Source organism: Planotetraspora kaengkrachanensis, assembly GCF_016862895.1.
Lineage (GTDB): Bacteria > Actinomycetota > Actinomycetes > Streptosporangiales > Streptosporangiaceae > Planotetraspora > Planotetraspora kaengkrachanensis.
In genome coordinates this window covers 99,431-123,644 of the sequence record NZ_BONV01000001.1, presented here as the reverse complement: position 1 = coordinate 123,644, position 24,214 = coordinate 99,431, and the positions used below count along the sequence as shown (strand labels likewise).

General features: G+C 71.1%; 21 protein-coding genes. 18 read left to right on the top strand and 3 right to left on the bottom strand.

Annotated features, from left to right (window positions below):
• The first annotated feature begins 90 nt into the window (after positions 1-90).
• Positions 91-897: a FadR/GntR family transcriptional regulator gene (locus tag Pka01_RS00555; protein WP_239114602.1), complete on the top strand. Its 807-nt coding sequence runs from the start codon at positions 91-93 to the stop codon at positions 895-897.
• Positions 898-900: 3 nt separating this feature from the next.
• Positions 901-1,623 (top strand): cache domain-containing protein, encoded by a 723-nt coding sequence (locus tag Pka01_RS00550; protein WP_203880515.1) that lies wholly within the window; start codon positions 901-903, stop codon positions 1,621-1,623.
• Between the two features lie 26 nt (positions 1,624-1,649).
• Here the strand turns inward: Pka01_RS00550 and Pka01_RS00545 are convergent, their stop codons facing one another.
• Positions 1,650-2,321, bottom strand: coding sequence for an acetoacetate decarboxylase family protein (locus Pka01_RS00545; protein WP_239114601.1), 672 nt, complete (start codon positions 2,319-2,321; stop codon positions 1,650-1,652).
• Positions 2,322-2,679: 358 nt separating this feature from the next.
• On the opposite strand from Pka01_RS00545, the gene hisI reads away from it, so the two are divergent.
• From hisI to Pka01_RS00480, 13 genes are all read left to right on the top strand, one after another.
• The gene (gene hisI / locus Pka01_RS00540) at positions 2,680-3,030 is read left to right on the top strand and encodes a phosphoribosyl-AMP cyclohydrolase (protein WP_203880514.1); all 351 of its coding nucleotides are present in this window, start codon (positions 2,680-2,682) and stop codon (positions 3,028-3,030) included.
• Complete coding sequence (locus Pka01_RS00535; protein ID WP_203880513.1) at positions 3,027-3,761, top strand: TIGR02234 family membrane protein; 735 nt, start codon at positions 3,027-3,029, stop codon at positions 3,759-3,761. Before hisI ends, Pka01_RS00535 begins: the two co-directional genes overlap by 4 nt.
• Positions 3,762-3,964: 203 nt before the next feature.
• Positions 3,965-4,399 carry a DUF4190 domain-containing protein gene (locus tag Pka01_RS00530; RefSeq protein ID WP_203880512.1) on the top strand — a complete coding sequence of 145 codons (435 nt, stop codon included), beginning with the start codon at positions 3,965-3,967 and terminating at the stop codon, positions 4,397-4,399.
• Between the two features lie 57 nt (positions 4,400-4,456).
• Positions 4,457-5,143 (top strand): RDD family protein, encoded by a 687-nt coding sequence (locus Pka01_RS00525; protein ID WP_203880511.1) that lies wholly within the window; start codon positions 4,457-4,459, stop codon positions 5,141-5,143.
• An 18-nt stretch (positions 5,144-5,161) separates the two neighbouring features.
• Positions 5,162-5,587, top strand: coding sequence for a DUF2752 domain-containing protein (locus tag Pka01_RS00520; protein WP_203880510.1), 426 nt, complete (start codon positions 5,162-5,164; stop codon positions 5,585-5,587).
• 144 nt (positions 5,588-5,731) lie between these two features.
• Complete coding sequence (trpC, locus tag Pka01_RS00515; RefSeq protein ID WP_203880509.1) at positions 5,732-6,550, top strand: indole-3-glycerol phosphate synthase TrpC; 819 nt, start codon at positions 5,732-5,734, stop codon at positions 6,548-6,550.
• Positions 6,551-6,621: 71 nt separating this feature from the next.
• Positions 6,622-7,827 (top strand): tryptophan synthase subunit beta, encoded by a 1,206-nt coding sequence (gene trpB / locus Pka01_RS00510; RefSeq protein WP_239114673.1) that lies wholly within the window; start codon positions 6,622-6,624, stop codon positions 7,825-7,827.
• A 19-nt stretch (positions 7,828-7,846) separates the two neighbouring features.
• Positions 7,847-8,641 carry a tryptophan synthase subunit alpha gene (trpA, locus tag Pka01_RS00505; RefSeq protein WP_203880508.1) on the top strand — a complete coding sequence of 265 codons (795 nt, stop codon included), beginning with the start codon at positions 7,847-7,849 and terminating at the stop codon, positions 8,639-8,641.
• A gap of 204 nt (positions 8,642-8,845) precedes the next feature.
• On the top strand, positions 8,846-9,349 hold the full coding sequence (locus tag Pka01_RS00500; protein WP_203880507.1) for a MauE/DoxX family redox-associated membrane protein: 504 nt from the start codon (positions 8,846-8,848) through the stop codon (positions 9,347-9,349).
• Positions 9,350-9,422: 73 nt separating this feature from the next.
• A complete protein-coding gene (locus Pka01_RS00495; protein WP_203880506.1) occupies positions 9,423-10,169 on the top strand; it encodes a DsbA family protein in 747 nt (248 codons plus the stop codon).
• A 65-nt stretch (positions 10,170-10,234) separates the two neighbouring features.
• A complete protein-coding gene (gene lgt / locus Pka01_RS00490) occupies positions 10,235-11,512 on the top strand; it encodes a prolipoprotein diacylglyceryl transferase (RefSeq protein ID WP_203880505.1) in 1,278 nt (425 codons plus the stop codon).
• A complete protein-coding gene (locus tag Pka01_RS00485; protein WP_203880504.1) occupies positions 11,509-12,228 on the top strand; it encodes a VIT1/CCC1 transporter family protein in 720 nt (239 codons plus the stop codon). The genes lgt and Pka01_RS00485 overlap by 4 nt, the downstream gene beginning before the upstream one ends.
• On the top strand, positions 12,225-13,151 hold the full coding sequence (locus Pka01_RS00480) for a hypothetical protein (protein WP_203880503.1): 927 nt from the start codon (positions 12,225-12,227) through the stop codon (positions 13,149-13,151). The genes Pka01_RS00485 and Pka01_RS00480 overlap by 4 nt, the downstream gene beginning before the upstream one ends.
• A 126-nt stretch (positions 13,152-13,277) precedes the next feature.
• On the opposite strand, the gene Pka01_RS00475 is transcribed toward Pka01_RS00480, so the two are convergent.
• On the bottom strand, positions 13,278-14,846 hold the full coding sequence (locus Pka01_RS00475; RefSeq protein ID WP_203880502.1) for a bis-aminopropyl spermidine synthase family protein: 1,569 nt from the start codon (positions 14,844-14,846) through the stop codon (positions 13,278-13,280).
• A gap of 156 nt (positions 14,847-15,002) precedes the next feature.
• Here Pka01_RS00475 and gltB point away from each other — a divergent pair, with 156 nt between their 5' ends.
• The 3 genes from gltB (at position 15,003) to Pka01_RS00460 (ending at position 22,947) form a co-directional block, all read left to right on the top strand.
• Positions 15,003-19,526, top strand: a complete 4,524-nt coding sequence (gene gltB / locus Pka01_RS00470) for a glutamate synthase large subunit (RefSeq protein ID WP_203880501.1) — start codon at positions 15,003-15,005, stop codon at positions 19,524-19,526.
• Positions 19,527-19,538: 12 nt separating this feature from the next.
• A complete protein-coding gene (locus Pka01_RS00465; RefSeq protein WP_203880500.1) occupies positions 19,539-21,023 on the top strand; it encodes a glutamate synthase subunit beta in 1,485 nt (494 codons plus the stop codon).
• Between the two features lie 370 nt (positions 21,024-21,393).
• Positions 21,394-22,947, top strand: a complete 1,554-nt coding sequence (locus Pka01_RS00460) for a S8 family peptidase (RefSeq protein ID WP_239114600.1) — start codon at positions 21,394-21,396, stop codon at positions 22,945-22,947.
• 489 nt (positions 22,948-23,436) lie between these two features.
• Here the strand turns inward: Pka01_RS00460 and Pka01_RS00455 are convergent, their stop codons facing one another.
• On the bottom strand, positions 23,437-24,192 hold the full coding sequence (locus Pka01_RS00455) for a hypothetical protein (RefSeq protein ID WP_203880498.1): 756 nt from the start codon (positions 24,190-24,192) through the stop codon (positions 23,437-23,439).
• Positions 24,193-24,214 lie beyond the last annotated feature (22 nt).

Genomic DNA, 24,214 nt, shown 5'->3' with positions numbered 1-24,214 from the left:
AACATATGGGGTTAAATGTTTCCCGTAAAGGCCCGGACCGGATTCACCGTGTTAACTTCTGGCCCAGCGGAACGCCGGCCAGGGGGAGGCGTGGCCGACCGGGGGTTCGATCGGCTCATTCTCAGCGGGGACGGCGAAGGCGGTGGGGACGGCATGGTGGTGAACGCCGCCCGGCTCGCCGTCTTCTCGCCGGTGGACAACACCGCCAGGGTCGAGGCCGTCGTACGGCGCCTCGCCGACGCGATCGCCGTGGGCCTGCTCGCCGACGGGGAGCAGCTGCCCAGCGAGGCCGAGCTGGCCGCGAGCCTCGGCGTCTCGACGGTCACCCTCCGGGAGGCCCTCATGGCCCTGCGCCAGCGGGGGATGGTAGAGACCCGGCGCGGCCGCGGCGGCGGCAGCTTCGTCCGCGCTCCGGCCGAGATCGACGTGGCCACGCGGCTGCGCCTGTTCGCCGTCGACGAGTTGCGCGATCTGGGGGACCACTACACGGCCATCGCGGGAGCGGCGGCGCGGCTGGCCGCCCGGCGAGCGCTGCCCTCCGATGTCGCGCCGCTGTGGCGTTCCCTCGACGAGATGGCCGCCGTCGCCGCGCGCATGCCGCCCGGCATGATCGCTCAACTCCAGAGGCTGGACGGCCGGTTCCACATCGAGGTGGCGGCCGCCTCGCAGTCCGCACGACTCACTCAGGAGGAGATCCGGTTACAGGCCGACATCGGACCTCTGCTCTGGCTTTCTCACGAGGCGCTCGGCGGGCACGATGAGATGGCCGCCCAGCACCACGCCATCGCCCGCGCCATCGGGAGCGGCGACGGCGACCAGGCCAGAGCCCTCGCCGAGCGGCACGTGCTCGACGCGATCGACCATCTCATCGAGCTTCGGCTGGGGCTCGAGGAGTAAGAAATGATCACAGATGTGGGCGCCGGGCCCCATGGCCAGGCCGTCGCGACGGCGCTCACCCGCGTGGCCGACGCCGTCGAGGGCGTCTTCGGCGCTCTCCGCGAGGTGCGCGACGCGTCCGCCCGGTGTGTGCGGCGCCGCGGCCGCCCGCCGTCGACCGCGGACCTCGCCGCGCTCCGGCCGTTGTTGTGGGCACGGCTGACCGGCAACGGCGTCGCGGCGCTCGTCGCGGGCATCGGGTTCATCGCCGCGCCCGGCCTGCTCGCCGACGCCCACTGGTACCTCGAGTGGTGGCAGGAGAACCCCTCAGGAACCCCGGTTCAACTGCTCCGCGACCTCGACCCGTCGAGCAGCGCCTTCTACGACTACACGCACTGGGACTGGTACACCGGCCCGCGTTCCGGCGCCGAGCGCACCGTCTGCGGGCCGTACGTCGACTATCTGTGCACGGACGAGTACAGCCTCACGCTCTCGGTGCCTGTCGTCCTCGACGGCGCGTTCGTCGGCGTCGCGGCCGCCGACGTGTTCGTCCGCCGGTTCGACGGCGCGGTGCTCCCCGCGCTCCGCGAGATCCCCGCCCCGGCGTTCCTCGTCAACGCGAGTGGCCGCGTGGTCTCGTCCAACACCGCGCGATGGGTCGCCGGGTCCGTCTACCGAGGCGCCGAGGGCTTCACCGTACGGCCCGTGCGTGACCTGCCGCTGTCCCTGGTCACGACCCTGAGCTGAAAAGGCCCCATTTCCGGACCGTGATTTCAGGTCATCACCGATTCGCCGCCCGGATACGTGAACGACGATCTGGGGGAGTAGAAACCCCAGACGATCTGCAGGGGATCGGCCGGCCTCAGGGCGTATACCGAATGGTCCGGCTCCAGGAATTCCACCGAGACCACTTCGAAGGGGTCGACGGGTTCGGCCACGAATGGATAGACGCCGCTGACCTTCTGCCCGCCGACCTCCGTGATGTACCGCAATTGGCCGCGGTTGACCGCCTCGCCGGTGCGGCCGATCCGCGCCGTCGTGCGGATGACCGGGACCCCGTCTGACTCGGTCGTGGCCACCAGCCTTCTGCCGCTCACCTTGATCGTCGTACGGCCGGGCGTGGCCGGCGCTCCCCGCTCGGCCGCGTACTCGCGCACGACGGGGCTGGAGTTTAAGTAGTGCGTCCACCAGCGGCCTGGGGTGACGCCGTCGGGAGCGTAGGCGTCCTCCAGGTCGGGGCCGATGTAGGTCAGCGAGTACGCGCCGAAGCCCGACGTCTGCTCGGGCCGGTCGACGACGTACTGGTTCATGAACACCTGTCCGTTGGCCATCGGCTTGAGGCCGTCCGGCACGAGTGCGGCCACGGCCTCGGGATCGGCGGGCACCCAGCCGAAATAGATCATCCGGCTGTTGACGACGAGTTGGGGAGCCGCGAGATCGGACAAGGTATCTCCCTGGATTTCCGGTGACGTCAAGCCGGAACATACGTGAGGGCGCGAGGGCGGACAATACCGCGAACGAATACGCGACAATCAACGGGCGAATCGCCGGAGTATTTGCCGCCCGGTCGTCACGAAATGATTCCGGCCGTTATGGCGGTAATGGCCGAGACGATTGCCGATATCGGCGATCGGCTGAATCGAGCCGAAGGAGGGACCCGTCCTCGCTGCCCCGGCGCACCCTCAAGCCGGGCCCGCCGAGGCGACCGCGTAGGCCGTACGGGACCGGTGAGCTGCGACGCCGCCGCACGCCCGCCCCGCTCGGCTGACGGCCCCGGGAGCCCGGTGCGGCAGAATTGGGCACATGGCACTCGATCCGAAGATCGCCGGACGGCTGAAGCGCGCCGCTGACGGGCTCGTGCCCGCGATCGTGCAGCAGCACGACACCGGCGAGGTGCTGATGCTCGCCTGGATGGACGACGAGGCGCTGCACCGCACCCTCACCACGGGCCGGGCGACCTACTGGTCCCGCAGTCGAGGGGAGTACTGGGTGAAGGGCGACACCTCGGGTCACGTGCAGTGGGTCAGGCACGCCGCGCTCGACTGCGACGGCGACACGATCCTGCTCAAGGTGGACCAGGTGGGGGCCGCCTGCCACACCGGCGACCGCACCTGCTTCGATGCGGACGTGCTCGAGGTAAGCGAAAACGCATGACCGTTCAGGACGGGACGCCCACGCCCGGCCAGGCTCGTACGGCACGGCGCTCGCTCACGGCATGGCTGATCATGTGCGCGGTGGGCGGCGGGCTCGTGCTGCTGGCCGCCGGGCGCACGTGGGCCACGGTGACCCTGCAGTCGCGGACCGGCGCGCTCGGCCCGGCCGAGGTGGCCGTCACGGGAAGCGAGATCGCCGCCTCGCTCGTCCCTGCCACCCTCGCGGCCCTGGCGGCCGCCGTCGCGGTGTTCGCCACCCGCGGCCTGGCGAGGCGGGCGATCGCCGTGGTGATCGGTCTGTGCGGCGCCGCGGTCGCGGTGACCGGCTGGACGGCGACGCGATCGGAGGCGATCGCCGCGGCGGCGCGCGAGCACGCGACGTCGGCGATGATGTCCTCCGGCACGCCCGTCTCCGAGTCCCCGGTGTGGGCGTGGCCCGTGCTCTCCGTCGCCGGCGGTCTCGTGTTGCTGGCCGCCGGAGTGGTGGCCGCCGTCTGGGGCGCGAGGTGGCCCGGCATGTCGAGCCGGTACGACCGGGCCGGCGGCGACAGCCGTACCGGGCCGGCCGGTGAGGTACGGCGGGGCGCGCGTCCCCGGCGGGTCTCAGAAGAGCGGGCGATGTGGGAGGCCCTCGACGAGGGCGCCGACCCCACCGCCGACTCGACCGCCGACCCGTCCGCCGACCCGTCCGCGGACTCCTACCCTGCCGACGACTCCCGGCCTCGGCCGTGAACCCGCGCGGACTCTGACCCCCGGCAACGACGGCGGCCGGTGACGGACCGAGCCCGGTTCGAGTGGTCTGTTCATGAACGTGCCGGAACCTGGTCGTTCGGGGCCCAGATCACAAGTTGTCCACGAACTGAGCGACCCCTGCCGTCCGGTTTTGCCCGCCGCTAGGCTGCCGCCCGCAAGGAACGATCTGGCAGGAGCGCCGAATGACTTACGGAAGCCTGCCTGGCGGCACGGGGGGACACGGTTCCCAGCCGCCCGGCGGCGGATCCGGCGGGGGACCCACAGGGGGGTACGGGCCTCCGGGCGGGTACTACCCGCCCCCGAACGGTCCCGGTCACCCACCGCCCGCCGGGCCGTACGGCCACCGGCCTCCGGGCGGCGGGACGAACGGCATGGCGGTGGCTGCGCTCGTGCTCGCCGTCGTCGGCCTGGTGATGTGCGGGATCCCCTCCATACTGGGCGCGGTCTTCGGTCATGTCGCCATGAGACAGATCAGGCGAACCGGCGAGGAGGGGCGCGGCATGGCGATCGCCGCCCTCGTCGTCTCCTACGCGGCGGTCGTCATCTGGATCGTCTTCTGGTTCGCCTTCTTGGGGGCCATGTCCATCAGCGTCCCCACGACGGTGGGCGGGTACTGACACCCCCGTCACTCCCGCTGGACCCCCCTCTTCCTCCGACACACAACGGGAACTGTGATGACATACGGAAACGACCCCGGCAACCCGGGCGGCTACCCCCCGCCCGGTGGAAACTATCCGCCCGGTGGCGGTTACCCCCCGCCGCCGCCCGGCGGGAACTACCCGCCCGGTGGTGGCTACCCTCCGCCCCCGCCTGGGGGCAACTACCCGCCCGGTGGCGGGTACCCCCCGCCGCCGCCCGGAGGCGGCTACGGGTACGGTCCGCCCGGCGGCTACGCCGTGCCGCAGTACGCGCACTGGGGCCTGCGCTTCGGCGCCTGGTTCATCGACTCCGTGATCGTCGGCATCCCCTCCGGCATCCTGTACTTCATCGGCGTATCCATGCTCGCGAGCTCGTTCGAGGTCGACCCGGAGACGGGCACGGTCACGACGACGGGGGGCAGCGGCGCGGGACTGCTCTTCTACGGGCTCGGCGCCCTCGTCGCGTTGGCCATCACGCTGTGGCTGCGGTACCTGGAGGGCACCACCGGGCAGACGCTCGGCAAGCGGGCCGTCGGCATCAAGACGATCAAGGAGGAGACGGGCGAGTTCCTCGGCTTCGGCATGGCCTTCGCCCGCGCGCTTCTCCACATCGTCGACGCGCTGCCCGGCTGCATCCCCATTGGCTACCTGTGGCCGATCTGGGACGAGAAGAAGCAAACATTCGCCGACAAGATCGTGAGCTCCATCGTCGTCCGCGCGTGACGCGTTAGGGTGACCGGCATGGATGTCGCTGGGGGGCGCGAGAGGTCCCGTACGGGACTGATGCTCGCGCCGCTCGGCGCCGGCGCGGCCGTGGCCGCGGCGGTGACCTGCCTCGCGGTGGTCGACCCCAACCAGCCGGGGCACTACCCGGTATGCCCGCTCTACTTCCTGACTGGCCTGTACTGCCCGGGATGCGGCGCGTTGCGGGCCGTGCACGACCTCGCCGTCGGCGACCTGCACGGGGCACTCGGCATGAACCCGCTCCTGGTGGTCGCGGTCCCCTTCGCCGCGTACTGGTGGGGCCGCTGGGCGTTACGATCATGGCAGGGACGGCCCGGACGCATGATCGTCGCACGTCCCGCACCCCTCTGGGCGGTCCTCGTCGTCGTACTGGCGTTCGGGGTGGTACGGAACATACCTTTCGGCCGGTTTCTCGCACCCTGACGAGACCCAGTGGCGGAGCGGCGCGAGCCGGGCCGATAGCATCGCAGGGCAAGACAGGGAGCGCAGCCGACCGGAGGGACCCTTACGCGTGAGCGAGCGGACTGGTATTTCGCGCGGGATCCGAGCCGAGGGCGAGGGGGACGCGTGAGTGTTCTCGAGGACATCATCCTGGGCGTGCGAGAAGACCTCGAAGAGCGGCAGCGGGCCGTGCCCATCGAGGAGCTCAAGAAGCGGGCGTCGCGCGCGCCGGGGCCCCGGGACGCATACCCCGCGCTCGGAGGCGACCGGGTCTCGGTGATCGCCGAGGTCAAGCGATCGAGCCCGTCGAAGGGCGCGCTGGCCGCCATCGCCGACCCCGCCGCACTCGCCGCCGACTACGAGGCGGGCGGAGCCCACGTCATCAGCGTGCTGACCGAACGGCGCAGGTTCGGCGGCACCCTCGACGACCTCGCCGCCGTGCGTGCGGCGGTGGACATCCCCATCCTGCGCAAGGACTTCATCGTCACCTCCTACCAGCTGTGGGAGGCCCGGGCCTACGGCGCGGACCTCGCCCTGCTGATCGTCGCCGCCCTCGAGCAGAACGCCCTGGTGTCGCTCATCGAGCGCGCGGAGTCGATCGGGCTGACACCGCTGGTCGAGGTGCACACGGAGGAAGAGCTCGACCGGGCGGTCGAGGCGGGAGCCAAGATCATCGGCGTGAACGCGCGGGACCTCAAGACGCTCGAGGTCGACCGCGAGGTCTTCGCCCGGCTCGCGCCGAAGGTGCCGGACGGCATCATCAAGATCGCGGAGTCGGGTGTACGCGGCCCGCACGACCTGCTCGCCTACGCCCGGGCGGGCGCTGACGCGGTGCTGGTCGGGGAGAGCCTCGTGACGGGGCGGGACCCCCGGTCCGCCGTCAATGACCTGGTGACGGCCGGAGCGCATCCGGCCTCGCGACTGGACACGGGATCCGAGAGGTAGTCGTGACGGACAGCGTTCATCGAGGAGAGCACCTGACGGGGGCGGAAGGGGTCCTGATCACCCCCGCCGACCTGGCCGGCGGCGGCGTCCGGGGCGACGACCCCGACCTCCGCGGCAAGTTCGGCGTCTTCGGCGGGCGCTACGTGCCCGAGGCGCTGATCCCCGCGCTCGACGAGGTGGCCGCGGAGTACGAGAAGGCCAAGACCGACCTCGGCTTCATCCGGGAGTTCGACCACCTGCTGCGCACCTACGCGGGCAGGCCGACGACGCTCACCGAGGTGCCGCGCTTCGCGGAGCGGGCCGGCGGCGCGCGGATCCTGCTCAAGCGCGAGGACCTCACGCACACCGGCGCCCACAAGATCAACAATGTGCTGGGCCAGGCGCTGCTCACCAAGCGGCTCGGCAAGACCCGCGTGATCGCGGAGACGGGCGCGGGCCAGCACGGCGTCGCCACGGCCACCGCCGCGGCGCTCCTGGGGCTCGAGTGCGTCATCTACATGGGCGCCGTCGACTGCGAGCGCCAGGCGCTGAACGTGGCGCGGATGAAGCTGCTCGGCGCGACCGTGGTCCCGGTCACCAACGGCAGCCAGACCCTCAAGGACGCCATCAACGAGGCCTTCCGCGACTGGGTCACCAACGTCGACCACACCCACTACCTGTTCGGCACGGTCGCGGGGCCGCACCCGTTCCCCGAGATCGTCCGTGACTTCGCCCGCATCATCGGGGTCGAGGCCCGCCGCCAGGTCCTGGAGCTCATCGGCAGGCTGCCCGACGCGGTCGCGGCCGCCGTGGGCGGCGGGTCGAACGCGATCGGCATCTTCCACGCCTTCCTCGACGACGAGGGCGTCCAACTGCACGGCTACGAGGCCGGCGGGCGCGGCGCGGAGCCCGGCGAGCACGCGCTGACCCTGACCCAGGGGACCATCGGCGTGCTGCACGGCTCCCGCACCTACGTCCTGCAGGACGAGGAGGGCCAGACGATCGAGTCGCACTCGATCTCCGCGGGCCTCGACTACCCGGGCGTCGGTCCCGAGCACGCCTGGCTCAAGGACTCCGGCCGCGCGGTCTACCACGGCGTCACCGACGCCGAGGCGATGGAGGCCTTCTCCCTCCTCGCCCGCACCGAGGGCATCATCCCGGCGATCGAGTCCTCGCACGCTCTGGCGGGAGCGCTCAAGCTCGGCCGCGAGCTCGGGCCGGACGCCGTCATCCTGGTGAACCTGTCCGGCCGGGGCGACAAGGACATGGGCACCGCGATGAAGTACTTCAACCTCTGACATTCGCAAAAGGCAACCGATGACGACACTCCAGACGGTCTTCGAGAAGGCCCGCGCCGAGAACAGGTCCGCACTCGTCGGATACCTGCCCGCCGGCTTCCCCAGCAAGGACGGGGCAGTGGCCGCCGCGACCGCCATGGTCGAGGCCGGCTGTGACGTGATCGAGATCGGGCTGCCGTACTCCGACCCGCTCATGGACGGGCCCACCATCCAGGACGCGGTCCACCGGTCCCTGACGAACGGCACCCGCATCGGCGACGTGATGCGCACCGTCGAAGGGGTGGCCAAGTCCGGCGCCGCCACGCTCGTCATGACGTACTGGAACCCCGTCGACCGCTACGGGGCCGAGCGCTTCGCGCGCGAGCTGGCCTCGGCGGGCGGCACGGGGACCATCACGCCCGACCTCACCCCCGAGGAGTCCGAGCCGTGGCTCGCGGCGAGCAAGGAGGCGGGGATCGACACCGTCTTCCTGGTCGCGCCCAGCTCGCCGGACGCGCGGATCAGCAGGGTCGTCTCCTGCTGCACGGGATTCGTCTACGCGGCCTCGCTGATGGGCGTGACCGGTGCGCGGGAGTCCGTGGGCGCGGCCGCCGAGGGGGTGGTGAAGCGGACCAGGTCCCACACCTCGCTCCCGGTCTGCGTCGGTCTCGGCGTCGGCAACGGGCGGCAGGCGGCCGAGGTGGCGGCCTACGCGGACGGCGTCATCGTCGGCTCGGCCTTCATCCGGCGTCTTCTCGACGCGCCGGACGAGAAGACGGGGCTCGCCGCGGTCCGCGAGCTCGCCGACGAACTGGCGCGGGGCGTCCGGCGCTGAGCGACATAAGGGGTCATGTCCGGCCCCTCCCCGAGTAAGGCGGGTAAAACCCCTGCTTACCGCGCTCTTATCCGTTACATGCTGTGCTGGTCCCGATATTGTTCACCCGGGGTTGCCGAGCGGGACGAGGAGACGATGGTTCAGTTGGCATCCGGCAGGCCGGTGTCGCATCCGTTACAGTCCGTAGTCAAGGCGCTGTCCTGGGTGACCACCGTCGCGAGGCTCGTGCTCGGAGTCTCGCTCTTCGTGGCAGGCGCGATCAAGATCGGCGCGCCCGCCGTTTCGGTGCAGGCGGTAAAGGCGTATCAGCTGCTGCCGGACACCATGGCCACGGTGGTCGGGCACGGCCTGCCGATCGTGGAGATCATCGTCGGCATCCTGCTCGTCCTGGGCCTGCTCACCCGGCCGTCGGCCGTCGTGGGCGGTGTGCTGATGGTGGCCTTCATCGTCGGCATTTCTTCGGCCTGGGCGCGTGGCCTGCGGATAGACTGCGGCTGCTTCGGCGGCGGCGGCACGGTGGGCGCGGATCAGGACCCCGGATACATCTGGGAGCTTCTGCGCGACGCCGGATATCTTCTCTGCGCCGCATGGATCATCTACAGGCCCCCCGGCCGGTTCGCGATGGACTCGGCGCTCGGTCTGTCCGGGTCACGTGACCCGGACACGGCGGGCGACGAGGACGACGAGGACGGCAGCGACACGGATTAACGAGGTCGCGGGCCCGCCGCGACCTCTTCGAGGCCGGTGCGGGATGCCGGCGGAGCAGCCACGGGGGGCTTGCGTGAGCAAGAGGGCAAGGGAGGCCTCGGCCAGGGCGCGCGCCGCGGCGCAGCGTGAGGCGATCCGCCGGCAGGAGCAGCGCAAGCGGACGACCATGCTGACCACGGTCGGCGTGATCGTCCTGATCGCCGGCGCGGTCACGTGGTGGTCGGTGCGGCAGAGCGCGTCGGAGCAGATCACGGGCCCGCTCGCGCCGATCGCGATGCAGCCCGACGGCACGATCGTCATGGCGAAGCCGGGCGTCACCTCGCCCGTGGTCGACGTCTACGAGGACTACCAGTGCCCGGCCTGCAAGCAGCTCGAGCTGACCAGCGGGTCGACGCTGAAGAACCTGGCCGCGGAAGGCAAGGCCAAGGTCGTCTACCACCTGCTCACGATCTTCAAGCAGGAGCCCACGATGTCGAACTCGCTGCGGGCGTCCTCGGCGGCCCGCTGCGTGACCGACGGCGCCCAATGGCTCGCGTTCCACGACCGGCTGTACCAGGAGCAGCCGACCGAGACCTCGGCCGGCTACGCCGTCGACGACCTGATCCGGTGGGGCCGTGACGCCGGCGTCACGGCCCCGGACTTCGAGACCTGCGTGCGCGGCCAGAAGAACGTCGCCGCGCATCAGCAGTACTCGACCCAGGTCATCGCCACGCGGAAGCTCGCGGGCACGCCGACCGTCATGCTGAACGGCCAGAGCCTGGGCACCACCGCGTTCGTGCCGAGCGCTCTGCGGGAGGCCGTTCTCGATGCGGCCAGGTGAGCTTCGGTACCTGTACTCCCGGGTGTGCACCGAGGGCGGGCGGACTTACGGTAACGTCACCTGACATGCCACCCCTCGCCTCGATTCCCAGTCCGTCACAGGGTGTCTGGGATCTCGGCCCGATCCCGATCCGGGCCTACGCGCTGTGCATCGTGCTCGGCGTCATCGTCGCCGTCTGGATCGGCGAGCGCCGCTGGCGCGCCCGCGGCGGCGCGGCTGGGACCATCACCGACCTCGCCGTGTGGGCCGTGCCGTTCGGCCTGGTCGGCGGGCGCCTGTATCACGTCATCACCGACTGGCAGCTGTACTTCGGGTCCGACGCGCCCAACCGGCCGATCGACACGCTCTTCATCTGGAAGGGCGGCCTCGGCATCTGGGGCGCGATCGCCCTCGGCGCCCTCGGCGTCTACATCGGCTGCCGGAGACGCGGGATCTCCTTCACCGCCGTGGCCGACACGCTGGCCCCCGCGGTCGCGGTCGCCCAGGCCATCGGCCGGTGGGGCAACTACTTCAACCAGGAGCTGTTCGGCAGCCCGACCACCCTGCCGTGGGGCCTGGAGATCGACCCGGGCCGGCCGGGCGCGATCCCCGGCGTGGAGACCTACCACCCGACGTTCCTCTACGAGTCGTTGTGGGACCTCGCCCTCGCCGGCGTGCTGATCCTGCTGTCCAGGCGCTTCACCCTGCGTCACGGCAGGCTGCTGGCGCTCTACGTCGCGGGTTACACGCTGGGCCGGTTCTGGATCGAGGGGCTGCGCGTCGACCCCGCGCACCACATCCTCGGGCTCAGGCTCAACCAGTGGACGTCGGTCGTCATCTTCCTCCTGGCCGTGGCGTACTTCTGGTTCGCACGGAACAGGACCGGCGAGGAGACCGTCGTCGCTCCCGGTGAGCTCGCGGACGGCGACGGGCCCGCGGCCGACGGGACTGCGGCCGACGGGAGCCCGGACGCCTCCGGCGCCGCCGGTGAGGACGGCTCCGCCGCGGAGCGGGGAGACGGGTCCGAGTTAGAGGCGGAGCAGGCGAAGGTCGCCGCCTTCACGAGCGCACCCGTGGCCGGGACGGCGGACGTGGCCGACACCGACATCGACGCCGACGCCGATGCCGCCGCTGCGGCCGAGGCGGACGGGGTCGACCCGGCGCACCAGCGGGATCAGGCGGACGAGTCCGACACCGTGCCCCCCGCGACGGTTCCCGGCTCCACCCCGGCGGTCGAGGACGGCCTGGACGGCCTGGACGGCCAGGACGGTGACGGCCAGGACGGTGACGGTCAGGACGGCCAGGACGAGGAGCGGGCAGGCGAGGCGCAGGCCGTACCCGACCGGGAGGCCGGCCAGAGATGACCGAAGGCGGCTCCGGGGCGCGGGCCGAGATCCATCACGAGCACCGGGACGTCACCGGTGGATGGCTCAGGCCGGCCGTGTTCGGCGCGATGGACGGATTGGTGTCCAACTTCGCCCTGATCGCCGGTGTCGCGGGAGGTACCGCCGACACGAAGATCATCTCCTTGGCGGGCATCGCCGGCCTCGCGGCCGGCGCGTTCTCCATGGCCGGCGGCGAGTACGTGTCGGTCGCGAGCCAGCGGGAACTGGCCCAGGCGGAGATCGACATCGAGCGCCGGGAGCTGGAGCGGCATCCTCAGTCTGAGGAGGACGAGCTGGCGCAGCTGTACGTGCAGCGTGGCGTGGACCCGGACACCGCGAGAGAGGTCGCCAGGCAGATCTCCCGCAATCCGGAGCAGGCGCTCGTGGTCCACGCGCGGGCGGAGATCGGCGTCGACCCGGGGGACCTGCCCTCGCCGGTCCTGGCGGCGGTCTCGTCATTCGTGTCGTTCGGCGTGGGGGCGGTCATCCCGCTCGTGCCGTACCTCCTGGGGCTGACCGTCCTGTGGGTTCCCGCTGTCGCCTCGATGGTCGCGCTGTTCGCCGCGGGCGCGCTGGTCTCCAGGGTGACCGCGCGCACGTGGTGGTTCAGCGGCCTGCGCCAGCTGATCGTCGGCGGCCTCGCGGCGAGCCTGACATGGGGGCTGGGCACGCTCATCGGAGCAGGCGGTTCATGACCAGGCCCACGACGAGAAAGCGCCGGCCGGCACGGTCCCGTGAGCGAGAACGGGACCGATTGGCCGACTCGCCGCCGCCGGCCGAGTCGGGGATGACCGACGGTCAGCGACGGGTCCTGGTCTGGACCGGGTCGATCGCCGCCGGCCTCGCGACGGCGCTGGGGCTGGTCCTGCTGGCCAACTCGATCACGGGAGGCGCGGCCGCGCCGGACGAGCAGGGTTCTGATCCGTTCGGGAAGGCCCGGCCCGACCTCTATCAGGCATGGCCGTCCCCCAAGCAGTTCGAGCCGATCGCTGACCGGAAGGCCGACGCGGCGCCGCTCACGGCCAAGGAGGTCTTCGGCGCCAAGACCCTCACGTCGGGCCGGATCACCCTGAAGAGGATCGGCAGCCGCCTCGACGGCAACTGCGGTGACACCGTGTGGGGCGGCCTGGCGGGAGAACTGGCCGACGCGGGCTGCGAGCAGGCCGTCCGCGGGCTCTACGCGACCGCCGACGGCTCGTACGTCGCGCAGTACACGATGTTCAACCTCGCCGACGTGGAGGCGGCCAACGAGCTCGTCGACGGCCTGAAGACCCTCCACCACGACGGATGGGTGGTCCCGCTGGAGTCGGACAAGGCCGGGTTCCAGGGGTACACCGAGGCCAGCGGCCAGGCGATGGGGCACTTCGTCGGCCTCGCCTGGATCGGCCGTGCCGACGGCGCGGAGCCCGGAGCCAAGGACGACTTCGTCAACCTCGGGCTGGCGGTCCGGGAGTCGGAGAAGGCGCTCTACCGCCGCGTGGTCGCGGTCGCCGGGCTGCCCGCCGCGCCCGCCGGAGGGGACGAGGCGGACGACACGGCCCAACCGTCGGAACCGCCGCCCAGCGAGCCCGTGCCCGGAGATCCGGGAGCCACGGAACCCCCTCCGCCCGCCGCCTGAGCGGTCGGCGGGCCTGAGGCGGGGTTTCCCGGAACCCGGTGTGGGTCAGCGGGCCTCGGGCGGGCGTTCCCGGCACCGGCCCGGGTCGGCGGGCCTGCGGCGGGGTTTACCGGAACCCGGTGTGGGTCAGCGGGCCTCGGGCAGCGTCCTCGACACCGCGGCGGCGAGCCCGCCGAGGCGGTGAAGGGGTAGTTCCAGAGCCGAGAGGTCGCCCGCCCACGGTGCGGCCTCCTCGATCGCGGCCCTGGCCTCCTTCTTGGTCAGCCCGGCCGTCTCGGTCAGCGCCTCACGCCAGGTGTTGGCGACCTTGCCATGGGCGCTGTCGAGGATCCGCCGGACGATCCGCGCCACGGCGCCGTCCGGAGGCGGCAGCCGTACGGCGTCGATGACGATTCCGGCGCCGGTGGCCCGGCTCGTGACGTCGTACACGGGCCGGACCGCCTCGGCCAGCGCGGGCAGGTCGTCCGGCCGGTCCGCGAGCAGGACCCGCACGTGCCCGGCCCGGGTCGCGAGCAGCAGCCGGGGGAGGGCCGCCTCCAGCCCGGCAGGCACGGCCACGGCGACGCGCTCGGGCGCGGCGGCGTACGGCTTGGCGAGCAGGGTGGACAACCTCGTCCGCGGCACCTTCGGGAGCAGGCCGCGCGGCCAGTCGCCGGCCAGCAGCGCGGGGGCGAACTCCGTCACGGCGTCCTCGGCGACCGGCGCTCCCTCCGGAGACGCGGCCTCGACGGACTGGGGGCCCTGGGTGTAGATCGCGGTCGCCAGCCTGTCGACGCGGGCCGCGACGGCGGGCCACGTCTTGGTCGTCGGCCGCAGGATGTAGAGATCGGCGGCGCTGCCGATGGCCTCCGCACCGTCGTATCTATTGAAGTCAGGAAATATCGCCTCGTTGAGAAGATTGAGGTCGGACAGGGTGTTCTGCACCTTCAGGGCGAGCATGGGGGTGCGCTCGGACGCGCCGTAGGCGAGCAGGATGCGACCGTGGTCGCGGTCCCGCAGCCCCTCGGCCGCGCGGGCCACGAACAGGCCGATCCCGTCGGGCGTGTACGGCGGATCGGTGATCGCCAGGTCGGCCTGCCCGCGCGCGGACGGGGCCAGGCCCAGGCGCAGGTCCGCCCAGCGGGTCCGGACGCCGAGCCCCTGGGCGTCGATGTAGCCGAGGATCCGCTCGTCGATGTCGACGACCGTCACCTCCACGTCCGGATGGACCATCCGTACGGCGAGGGAGGTCAGGTCGTGGTCGCCCACGCAGAGGAGCCTGGCCCCCGGCAGCCAGAACCTGGCCCCGAGCAGCAGGGCCCGGCGCAGGACCGTGTCGGCGGTGGCGGCGACATGGTCGAGGGCGTGCCGCCCCCGGGGGGCCTTGGCGATCAGTTCCGCCAGCCGGTCGAGGGTCTCGGCGTGGGCGCCGGCCAGGCCGGCGACCGGATCGGACAGATCCGAAATATCGGAGCCGAAGGCGCCGTTGTAACGTGAGGCCAGATCCGGCGGCAGCCGGAACCGGTCGCCGCTGCGCTCAACGGGGAGCTCACGCAGCAGCGACTCGATGGAACGCCGCGATGTGGCGGTCTGCCGGACGAGATCGGCCAGGGTCCACCAGTCTCCGCCGCTGAGAAGGGTGAGGGCTCTGCGCAGGCGGAGACTGTCCACGCCTGTTGAGGTCAGTAACTGATCGATCGCCTCATGAGCCGCCATGCGGCAACTGTATCCATCGCGTTGACCAATGAAGATTCGCGAAGAGGACCCACGGGGACTATTCCGGCAGGGTGCGGTAATCTCTACGTACCATAACCGCAGCAGGGCCAACGTCGTCCCTCTGTTTCGAGCAGACGATGACGACGGGAGTGACTAGTGCCTGCTGCCCGCCTTGGCTCACCCAGAGGCCTTCCGGAGCCTCAGGGCCTGTATGACCCCTCAAACGAGCACGACGCCTGCGGCGTGGCCATGGTGGCCGACGTCGCCGGCAGGCGCAGCTATGACATCGTCTCCAAGGCGCTGACGGCGCTCCGCAACCTCGATCACCGCGGGGCGAGCGGCAGCGAGCCCGACACCGGTGACGGCGCGGGCATCCTCACGCAGATCCCCGACGCGTTCTTCCGCGAGGTCGCGGGCTTCCCGCTGCCGCAGGCGGGCGCGTACGCCGCGGGCACCGCCTTCCTGCCTCTCGACGAGGAGGCCAGGAACATCGCGATCGGCCTCATCGAGGAGATCGCCGCGGAAGAGGGCGTCACCGTCCTCGGCTGGCGGGACCTGCCCGTCGACCGGGCGCTCCCTGGAGCCAGCGCCCGCGCGGTCATGCCGTACTTCAAGCAGTTGTTCGTCGGCTCGCCCGGCGGCGAGACCGGCATCGACCTCGACCGGCTCGTCTTCGCCTTCCGCAAGCGCGCCGAGCACGAGGCGGACGTCTACTTCGCCTCGCTGTCCAGCCGGACGATCGTCTACAAGGGGATGCTGACCTCGCTGCAGGTCGAGCCGTTCTTCCCCGACCTGGCCGACGAGCGCTACGTCTCGGCCATCGCGCTGGTGCACTCGCGTTTCTCCACCAACACGTTCCCCTCGTGGCCGCTGGCCCACCCGTACCGGTTCATCGCGCACAACGGCGAGATCAACACCGTCAAGGGCAACAGGAACTGGATGCGGGCGCGCGAGGCCATGCTGGCCACCGGCCTGATCCCCGGCGACATGGAACGCCTGTTCCCGATCTGCGACCCGGACGGCTCCGACACCGCCTCGTTCGACGAGACGCTGGAGTTGCTTCACCTGGGCGGGCGGTCGCTGCCCCACGCCGTGCTGATGATGATCCCCGAGGCGTGGGAGAACCACACCGAGATGGACCCGGCGCGGCGGGCGTTCTACGAGTTCCACTCGACGCTGATGGAGGCGTGGGACGGCCCCGCGTCGATCACCTTCTCCGACGGCACGCTCGTCGGCGCCGTGCTCGACCGCAACGGCCTTCGCCCCGGGCGCTTCTGGGTGACCGACGACGGCCTGGTCGTCCTCGCGTCCGAGGCGGGAGTGCTCGCGGACATCGCCCCGGAACGGGTCGTCCGCAAGGGCCGCCTCCAGCCGGGCCGGATGTTCCTGATCGACACCGCTCGCGGCAAGATCATCGAGGATGACGAGATCAAGGCCGAGCTCGCCGCGGCCGAGCCGTACGAGGAGTGGCTCCACGCGGGCCTGGTGCGGTTCGAGGAGCTGCCCGAGCGTGAGCACGAGCACCCCACGCACGAGGCGCTGGTGCGGCGGCAGCAGACCTTCGGCTACACCGAGGAGGAACTGCGGATCATCCTGGCGCCGATGGCCAGGACGGGGGCCGAGCCGATCGGCTCCATGGGCACCGACAGCCCGGTGGCCGTGCTGAGCGACCGGCCGAGGCTGCTGTTCGACTACTTCAGCCAGCTGTTCGCCCAGGTCACGAATCCTCCGCTGGACGCCATCCGCGAGGAGCTCGTCACGTCGCTGCAGTCGACGATCGGCCCGGAGGGCAACCTGCTCGACCCGGGAGCGGCCTCCTGCCGCCGTCTCGTGCTGCCCTACCCGGTGATCGACAACGACGAGCTGGCCAAGATCGTCCACATCAACGACGAGGGCGCGCTGCCCGGCTTCCACCCGCACGTCGTCTCCGGCCTGTTCGACGTCGCCGGCGGCGGCGAGGCCCTGACGCGGAGGCTGGAGGAGATCCGCCAGGAGGTCTCCGCGGCGATCCGCGACGGCGCGCGGGTCATCGTGCTGTCCGACCGCGGCTCCTCCCGCGACAGGGCGCCGATCCCGTCGCTGCTGCTCACCGGTGCGGTGCACCACCACCTCATCCGGGAGAAGACCCGCACCCGGGCCGCCCTCGTGCTCGAGACCGGCGAGGCCCGCGAGTGCCACCACATGGCCCTGCTCGTCGGGTACGGCGCCAGCGCGATCAACCCGTACCTCGCCCTGGAGACGGCCGAGGACCTGATCGCGACCGGCTATCTCGACCTCGAGCCGCGCAAGGCCGTCCGCAACCTGATCAAGGCGTACGGCAAGGGCGTGCTGAAGGTCATGTCCAAGATGGGCGTGTCCACGGTCGCCTCCTACACCGGCGCCCAGATCTTCGAGGCGCTCGGCCTGGGGTCCGAGGTCATCGACCAGTGCTTCACCGGGACCACGTCCCGGCTGGGCGGCGTCGGCTTCGACGTGCTCGCCCGCGAGGCGCTGGAGCGGCACGCCCGCGCCTACCCGCGCGTGGAGAACGCGCACCGGCGCCTGGAGGTCGGCGGCGAGTACCAGTGGCGGCGCGAGGGCGAGCCGCACCTGTTCAACCCGACGACGGTCTTCAAGCTGCAGCACTCCACCCGGACCAGGCAGTACGACATCTTCAAGGAGTACACCTCGCTCGTCGACGGGCAGTCCGAGCAGCTCATGACCCTGCGTGGGTTGTTCAGGCTGCGCCCGGGCACGCCCGTGCCGATCGAGGAGGTCGAGCCGGTCGAGTCGATCGTCAAGCGGTTCTCCACCGGCGCCATGTCCTACGGCTCCATCTCGCAGGAGGCGCACGAGACGCTGGCCGTCGCGATGAACCGGCTCGGCGCCAAGTCGAACACCGGCGAGGGCGGCGAGGACCCCGAGCGGCTGCACGACCCCGTGCGCCGGTCGGCGATCAAGCAGGTGGCCTCCGGGCGGTTCGGCGTGACCAGCGAGTACCTGGTCAACGCCGACGACCTGCAGATCAAGATGGCGCAGGGCGCCAAGCCCGGCGAGGGCGGCCAGCTGCCCGGCCACAAGGTCTACCCGTGGATCGCCAGGACCCGGCACTCGACGCCCGGCGTCGGCCTCATCTCGCCGCCGCCGCACCACGACATCTACTCGATCGAGGACCTGGCCCAGCTCATCCACGACCTCAAGAACTCCAACCCGCGGGCCCGCGTCCACGTGAAGCTGGTCGCCGAGGTCGGGGTCGGGACCGTGGCCGCCGGCGTGAGCAAGGCGCACGCCGACGTCGTGCTGATCTCCGGCCACGACGGCGGCACCGGCGCCTCGCCGCTGACCTCGCTCAAGCACGCCGGCGCGCCCTGGGAGCTCGGCCTGGCCGAGACCCAGCAGACGCTGCTGCTCAACGGCCTGCGCGACCGCATCGTCGTCCAGGCCGACGGCCAGCTCAAGACCGGCAGGGACGTCGTCATCGCGGCCCTGCTCGGTGCGGAGGAGTTCGGCTTCGCCACGGCGCCGCTGGTCGTCTCCGGCTGCGTCATGATGCGCGTCTGCCACCTGGACACCTGCCCGGTGGGCGTCGCCACGCAGAACCCCGAGCTGCGCAAGCGCTTCACCGGCAAGCCCGAGTTCGTGGTCAACTTCTTCGAGTTCATCGCTCAGGAGGTCCGCGAATACCTCGCGGAGCTCGGCTTCCGCTCGATCGAGGAGGCCGTGGGCCACGCCGAGATGCTCGACACCGCCCAGGCGGTCGAGCACTGGAAGGCCGCGGGGCTCGACCTGTCGCCGATCCTCTACCAGCCGGAGCTGCCCCAGGGCACCCCGCTGCACCGGGTCGTCGCACAGGACCACGGGCTCGACAAGGCGCTGGACAACACCCTCATCCAGCTCGCAGAGGGCGCGCTGGAACTGGGCCACCGGGTGACGCTCGACCTGCCCATCCGCAACGTCAACCGTACGGTCGGCACCATGCTCGGCCACGAGGTGACCAGGCGGTACGGCGGCGCGGGCCTGCCGGACGACACCGTCGACGTGTCGTTCACCGGCTCGGCCGGCAACTCGTTCGGCGCGTTCGTGCCGCACGGGGTCACGCTGCGGCTCATCGGCGACGCCAACGACTACCTCGGCAAGGGCCTGTCGGGCGGGCGCATCGTCGTCCGGCCGCACCCGGACGCGCCGTTCGCGGCCGAGACGCAGGTCATCTCCGGCAACGTGGGCCTGTACGGCGCGACGTCCGGCGAGGTGTTCGTCCGGGGCGTCGTCGGCGAGCGGTTCTGCGTGCGGAACTCGGGCGCGACCGCGGTCGTCGAGGGCGTCGGCGACCACGCCTGCGAGTACATGACCGGCGGCAAGGCGGTCGTCCTCGGCTCCACCGGGCGCAACTTCGCGGCCGGGATGTCGGGCGGCATCGCCTACGTCCTCGACCTCAGGCCGGAGCGCGTCAACCGGGAGATGGTCGAGGTCGAAGCGCTCGATGACGATGACGCCGAGTTCCTGAGGGAGACCGTCGAAAGGCATTTCGCCGAGACCGGATCCACGGTCGCCAAGAGCCTGCTCGCCGACTGGGACGCGGCTCTGGGCAGGTTCGTGAAGGTCATGCCGACGGACTACAAGCGGGTCCTGCGGGCGCGGGCCGCCGCAGAAGCCGAAGGCCGGGACATCGACGAGGCCGTCATGGCCGCCGCGCACGGATAAGGGGCACACCAGATGGCCGACCCGAAGGGTTTCTTGAGGCACGGGCGTGAGCTGCCGGCGCGCCGTCCCGTCGACGTGCGCATCCGCGACTGGCGTGAGGTCTACGAGGACTTCTCCCGTCCGGCAATCACCAAGCAGGCGGCGCGCTGCATGGACTGCGGCATCCCGTTCTGCCACAACGGCTGCCCGCTCGGGAACCTCATCCCCGAGTGGAACGACCTCGTCTTCCGCGACGACTGGCGTGAGGCGATCGAGCGGCTGCACGCCACCAACAACTTCCCCGAGTTCACCGGCCGGCTGTGCCCGGCTCCGTGTGAGGCGGCGTGCGTCCTCGGCATCAACTCCGACCCCGTCGCGATCAAGCGGGTCGAGGTGGAGATCATCGACCGGGCCTTCGCCGAGGGCTGGGTGACCCCGCAGCCGCCGCTGGAGCGGACCGGGCGGCGGGTCGCGGTCGTCGGCTCCGGCCCGGCCGGGCTGGCCGCGGCGCAGCAGCTCACCCGCGCCGGGCACGACGTGACCGTCTTCGAGCGGGCCGACCGGATCGGCGGCCTGCTCCGGTACGGGATCCCCGAGTTCAAGATGGAGAAGCGGCACATCGACCGCCGCGTCGAGCAGATGGAGGCCGAGGGCACCCTGTTCCGCACCTCGGTGAACGTGGGCGTTGACGTCACCGTGGCCGAGCTCAGGTCCGAGTTCGACGCGATCGTGCTGGCCGGTGGCGCCACCGCGTGGCGCGACCTGCCGATGCCCGGCCGTGAGCTGGGCGGCGTCCTCCAGGCCATGGAGTACCTCCCGCAGGCCAACCGGGTGCAGGAGGGCGACATCGCGGAGTCTCCGCACTCGGCGGAGGGCAAGCACGTCGTCGTGATCGGCGGCGGCGACACCGGCGCCGACTGCATCGGCACGGCGATCCGGCAGGGGGCCGCGTCGGTCACCCAGCTGGAGATCATGCCGAGGCCGCCGGCGGCCCGCCCGGGTACGCAGCCGTGGCCGACCTACCCGATGTTGTTCAAGATGGAGAGCGCCCACGAGGAGCTCGAGGCCGGGGCGGGAGACCGGGTCTACGCGGTGTCCACCCAGGAGTTCATCGGCGACGACGAGGGCAACCTCAGGGCGCTGCGCGTCGTCGACGTCGAGGGGCCGGGCGCCGGGTTCAGGCCCATCCCCGGCACCGAGCGGGAGCTCCCCGCGGGCATGGTCACCCTCGCCATGGGATTCGTCGGACCGGAGAAGGGCGCGCTGCTCACCGGGCTGTCGGAGCTCGCCGACGACCCCGGCTCGTTCTTCGACGGCCGGGGCAACGTCGCCCGGGGCAAGTCGTACGAGACGGCCGTGGACGGCGTGTTCGCCGCGGGCGACATGGGCCGGGGACAGTCGCTGATCGTGTGGGCCATCGCCGAGGGCCGTTCCGCGGCCGCGGCGGTGGACCGGTACCTCAGCGGCCGGACGGCGCTTCCTGTCGCCATCCCGCCGACGGCCCGCCCACTCGTCTGACACCGGGGCGGCCCGTGCGTGATCGTGGGGGCGATCACGTACGGGCGACCCTCCCGGTGACGGCCGGTTCCGCCGTGATTCCGGCGGTCAGGGTGAGTCTTTGCATGATCACGGCTGGACCTTGCGACGGGGAGGGGTAGGGTCCCGGAGCCTGTGCCAGGTGACGGTGGCGGGGGCGACGGCCGTTCAAAACGGGAAGTATCCCTGCATGGTGGTTGAATCGCGCGCTGAAGGGCGTGATGCCGCCGCCGGCTGAGGGATGCCGTACCCGGATCGAGGAGGATCGTTGAAATCACGGGGGCGTGTCGCGAGGGCACTGTTTTCGATCGCGTTGGTAGGTGTCGCGAGCGCGGCCACCGCCGGTGTCTCGATGCCGGAGGTCACGTCGGCCCCGTCCGCCACGGGCGGCGACTACCTGGTCTTCTACGCCGACGGTGCCCGAGACGCGGCCGCACGCGCCGTCACCGCCGCGGGAGGCGTGATCGAATCGCGCGACGACAGGCTCGGCTACCTCGTCGTGCGCGCGGACGCTCCCGAACCGCTGGGAGCGATCTCGTCCGTCGTCGGGGTCACACCCGACCTCCCCATCGGCTCCGTCGCCGACGCGCCCCTGCCCGCCCGCCTGCCGAGGATGTCCGGCGGAGCGAAGGCCGTCGCCGGCGAACCGCTCTCCGACCGCCAGTGGGACATGAGGATGATCGGCGCCACGCCCACCGGGTCGTACGCCAAGGCCCGGGGCAGCCATCAGGTGCTGGTGGGCGTCATCGACACCGGGATCGACGGCAAGCACCCCGACATCGCGCCCAACTTCAACCGGCAGCTCAGCCGCAACTTCGTCACCGACCAGCCGTACGACGTCAACGGCAAGAAGTTCGACGGCACCTGCGAGGTGGCGGGCTGCAAGGACCCCGCCGACGCCGACGACGACGGGCACGGCACACACGTGGCCAGCACCATCGGCTCCCCGATCAACGGCATCGGCATCGCCGGGGTCGCGCCGGACGTGTCCCTGGTCAACCTGCGCGCCGGCACCGACTCCGGATACTTCTTCCTCAAGCCGACCATGGACGCCCTGGCGTACGCGGCGGACGTGGGCGTCGACGTGGTCAACATGAGCTTCTACGTCGACCCGTGGACGTTCAACTGCACGGCCAACCCCCAGGACTCGCGGGCCGACCAGCTTGCCCAGCGCGGCATCCTCGTCGGCATGCGCAGGGCCGCCGCCTACGCGCACCAGCGCGGCGTCACCATGATCACCGCGATCGGCAACAGCGGCTCCGACCTCGGCAAGCCGGTCAAGGACACGGCGAGCCCCGACTATCCGCTCGGCGCGGAGAAGGAGCGCACGGTCGACAACACCTGCCTCAACGTGCCGACCGAGCTTCCCGGCGTCATCGCGGTCTCGTCGGTGGGCCCGAGCGGCCAGAAGGCGGCCTACTCCGACTACGGGATCGAGCAGACCGACATCGCGGCGCCCGGCGGCGACGTCTTCGACAGCGGGACCTCCGTGATCGGGGAGCGCAGGGAGATCCTCGCCGCGGCCCCCGAGGCCGTGCTGCGGGCCGGGCACCAGATCGACGCCGCGGGCAACCCGGCCGACGCCTCCGTCGTGCGCGACTGCCAGGGGGGCTCGTGCTCCTACTACCAGTACCTCGAGGGGACCTCGATGGCCGCCCCGCACGTGACGGGCATCGCGGCGATCATCATCAGCCGGTTCGGCGTGCCCGGCAAGGGCGGGCTGTCCATGGACCCCGGCCAGGTGGAGAAGCTCCTGTATGCGTCGGCGACCCCGACGTCCTGCCCGACGCCGCGGGCCTACAAGTACGGCACGGCCACCCAGACGTGTGAGGGGACCGGGGAGAAGAACGGCTTCTTCGGCCACGGCATCGCCAACGCCGCCCGAGCCGCCACCGTCACCCCGTAATCGGGATGATCACGCACATGCGCAACCCATGTGGTGATCATGCACATGCGCAACAGCCCATGTGGTGATCATGCACAGGCTCGGCGCAGGGGCCGCCGACGTGCCCAAACCCATGTGGTGATCATGCACGGGTTCGGGATCTCGCCGTGCGGCCTGGTCGAACCCCGGGGGTGATCATGCACACTTTCGGAGATCGGGCCGCCGACCTCGGTCTTTGTTGTTCGTGATCATGCAGTGGGGTGCGCCTGTGCACCCCACTGGGTGCACCTGTGCATGATCACGAACCGGATCGCACCTGCTCAACGAGTAACTCCCCGAACCTGTGCATGATCGCGAAACTTGAATTCGCAGGTCGGTGACCCTTTTTGCGAACGCGTGCATGATCACCCCCGGGGTTTGCGCAGGTGGGCACGTGTCTCCTCGAACCTGTGCATGATCACCACATGGGTTTGGGCACGTCGGCGGGGCCGCCGACGAACCTGTGCATGATCACGCGGGGTTCGGGAGGCCGCAGGTTTCTTGGGCGTAGGACAACATGGTGGCCTGCGTCTGGGTCGACGGGGTGGAGATCAGCCAGTAGGTCTCCCCGGAGCCCACGGTGCCCCATACGGGGAACAGGTAGGCCTTCTTGGCCTCGGCGAACGCGTGCGGATCGCAGCGCGCGGGGGTGACCTCCACCGGGATCTCGAGGCTCCGCGTCCCCGGTTCCAGCACCACGACCGGGTGGCGTTCGCCCGACACCGGCCTGATGTTGAAGTGGGTGGTGCCGCCGAGGTCGTCGATGGCGACCGGCTCGTCGCCGTGCTTGCGTGTGACCGTGAGCACCCCGCTCAGCACCTTGCCCTTGCGCGTCCAGGTGTCGCCGAACGTCACGTCGGCGGACTCGCGGAGGATGAAGGCGCCGCACTCGGCGTTCAACAGCCCGGTCAGCGTCGCGTCCGGATGCGGCACGGAGAAGATGACCTTCTGCAGCGGCCCGTTCCCCACCTGGAGGTGGGCGACCACGGTGGCCGGCCTGACCGCGGGGATCCGGGCCGGATCACAGCGGGCCTCGCCGTACGGGATCCGGATGTCGGTGCGGGGTGTGCGGGCGAGCGTCGTGTCCACCCGCTCGGGCGGGAGCTTCGCGAACGACGCGGTGACGAGCTGCACGTCCTGGAACCGCACAGGCGTCGTGGTGTCGTTGCGCACGGACACCTCGAGCACGTGCGCGGTCTCGTCGCTGCGCCACTGGTTCAGCGACACGGAAACTCCGGCCGGAGGCGCG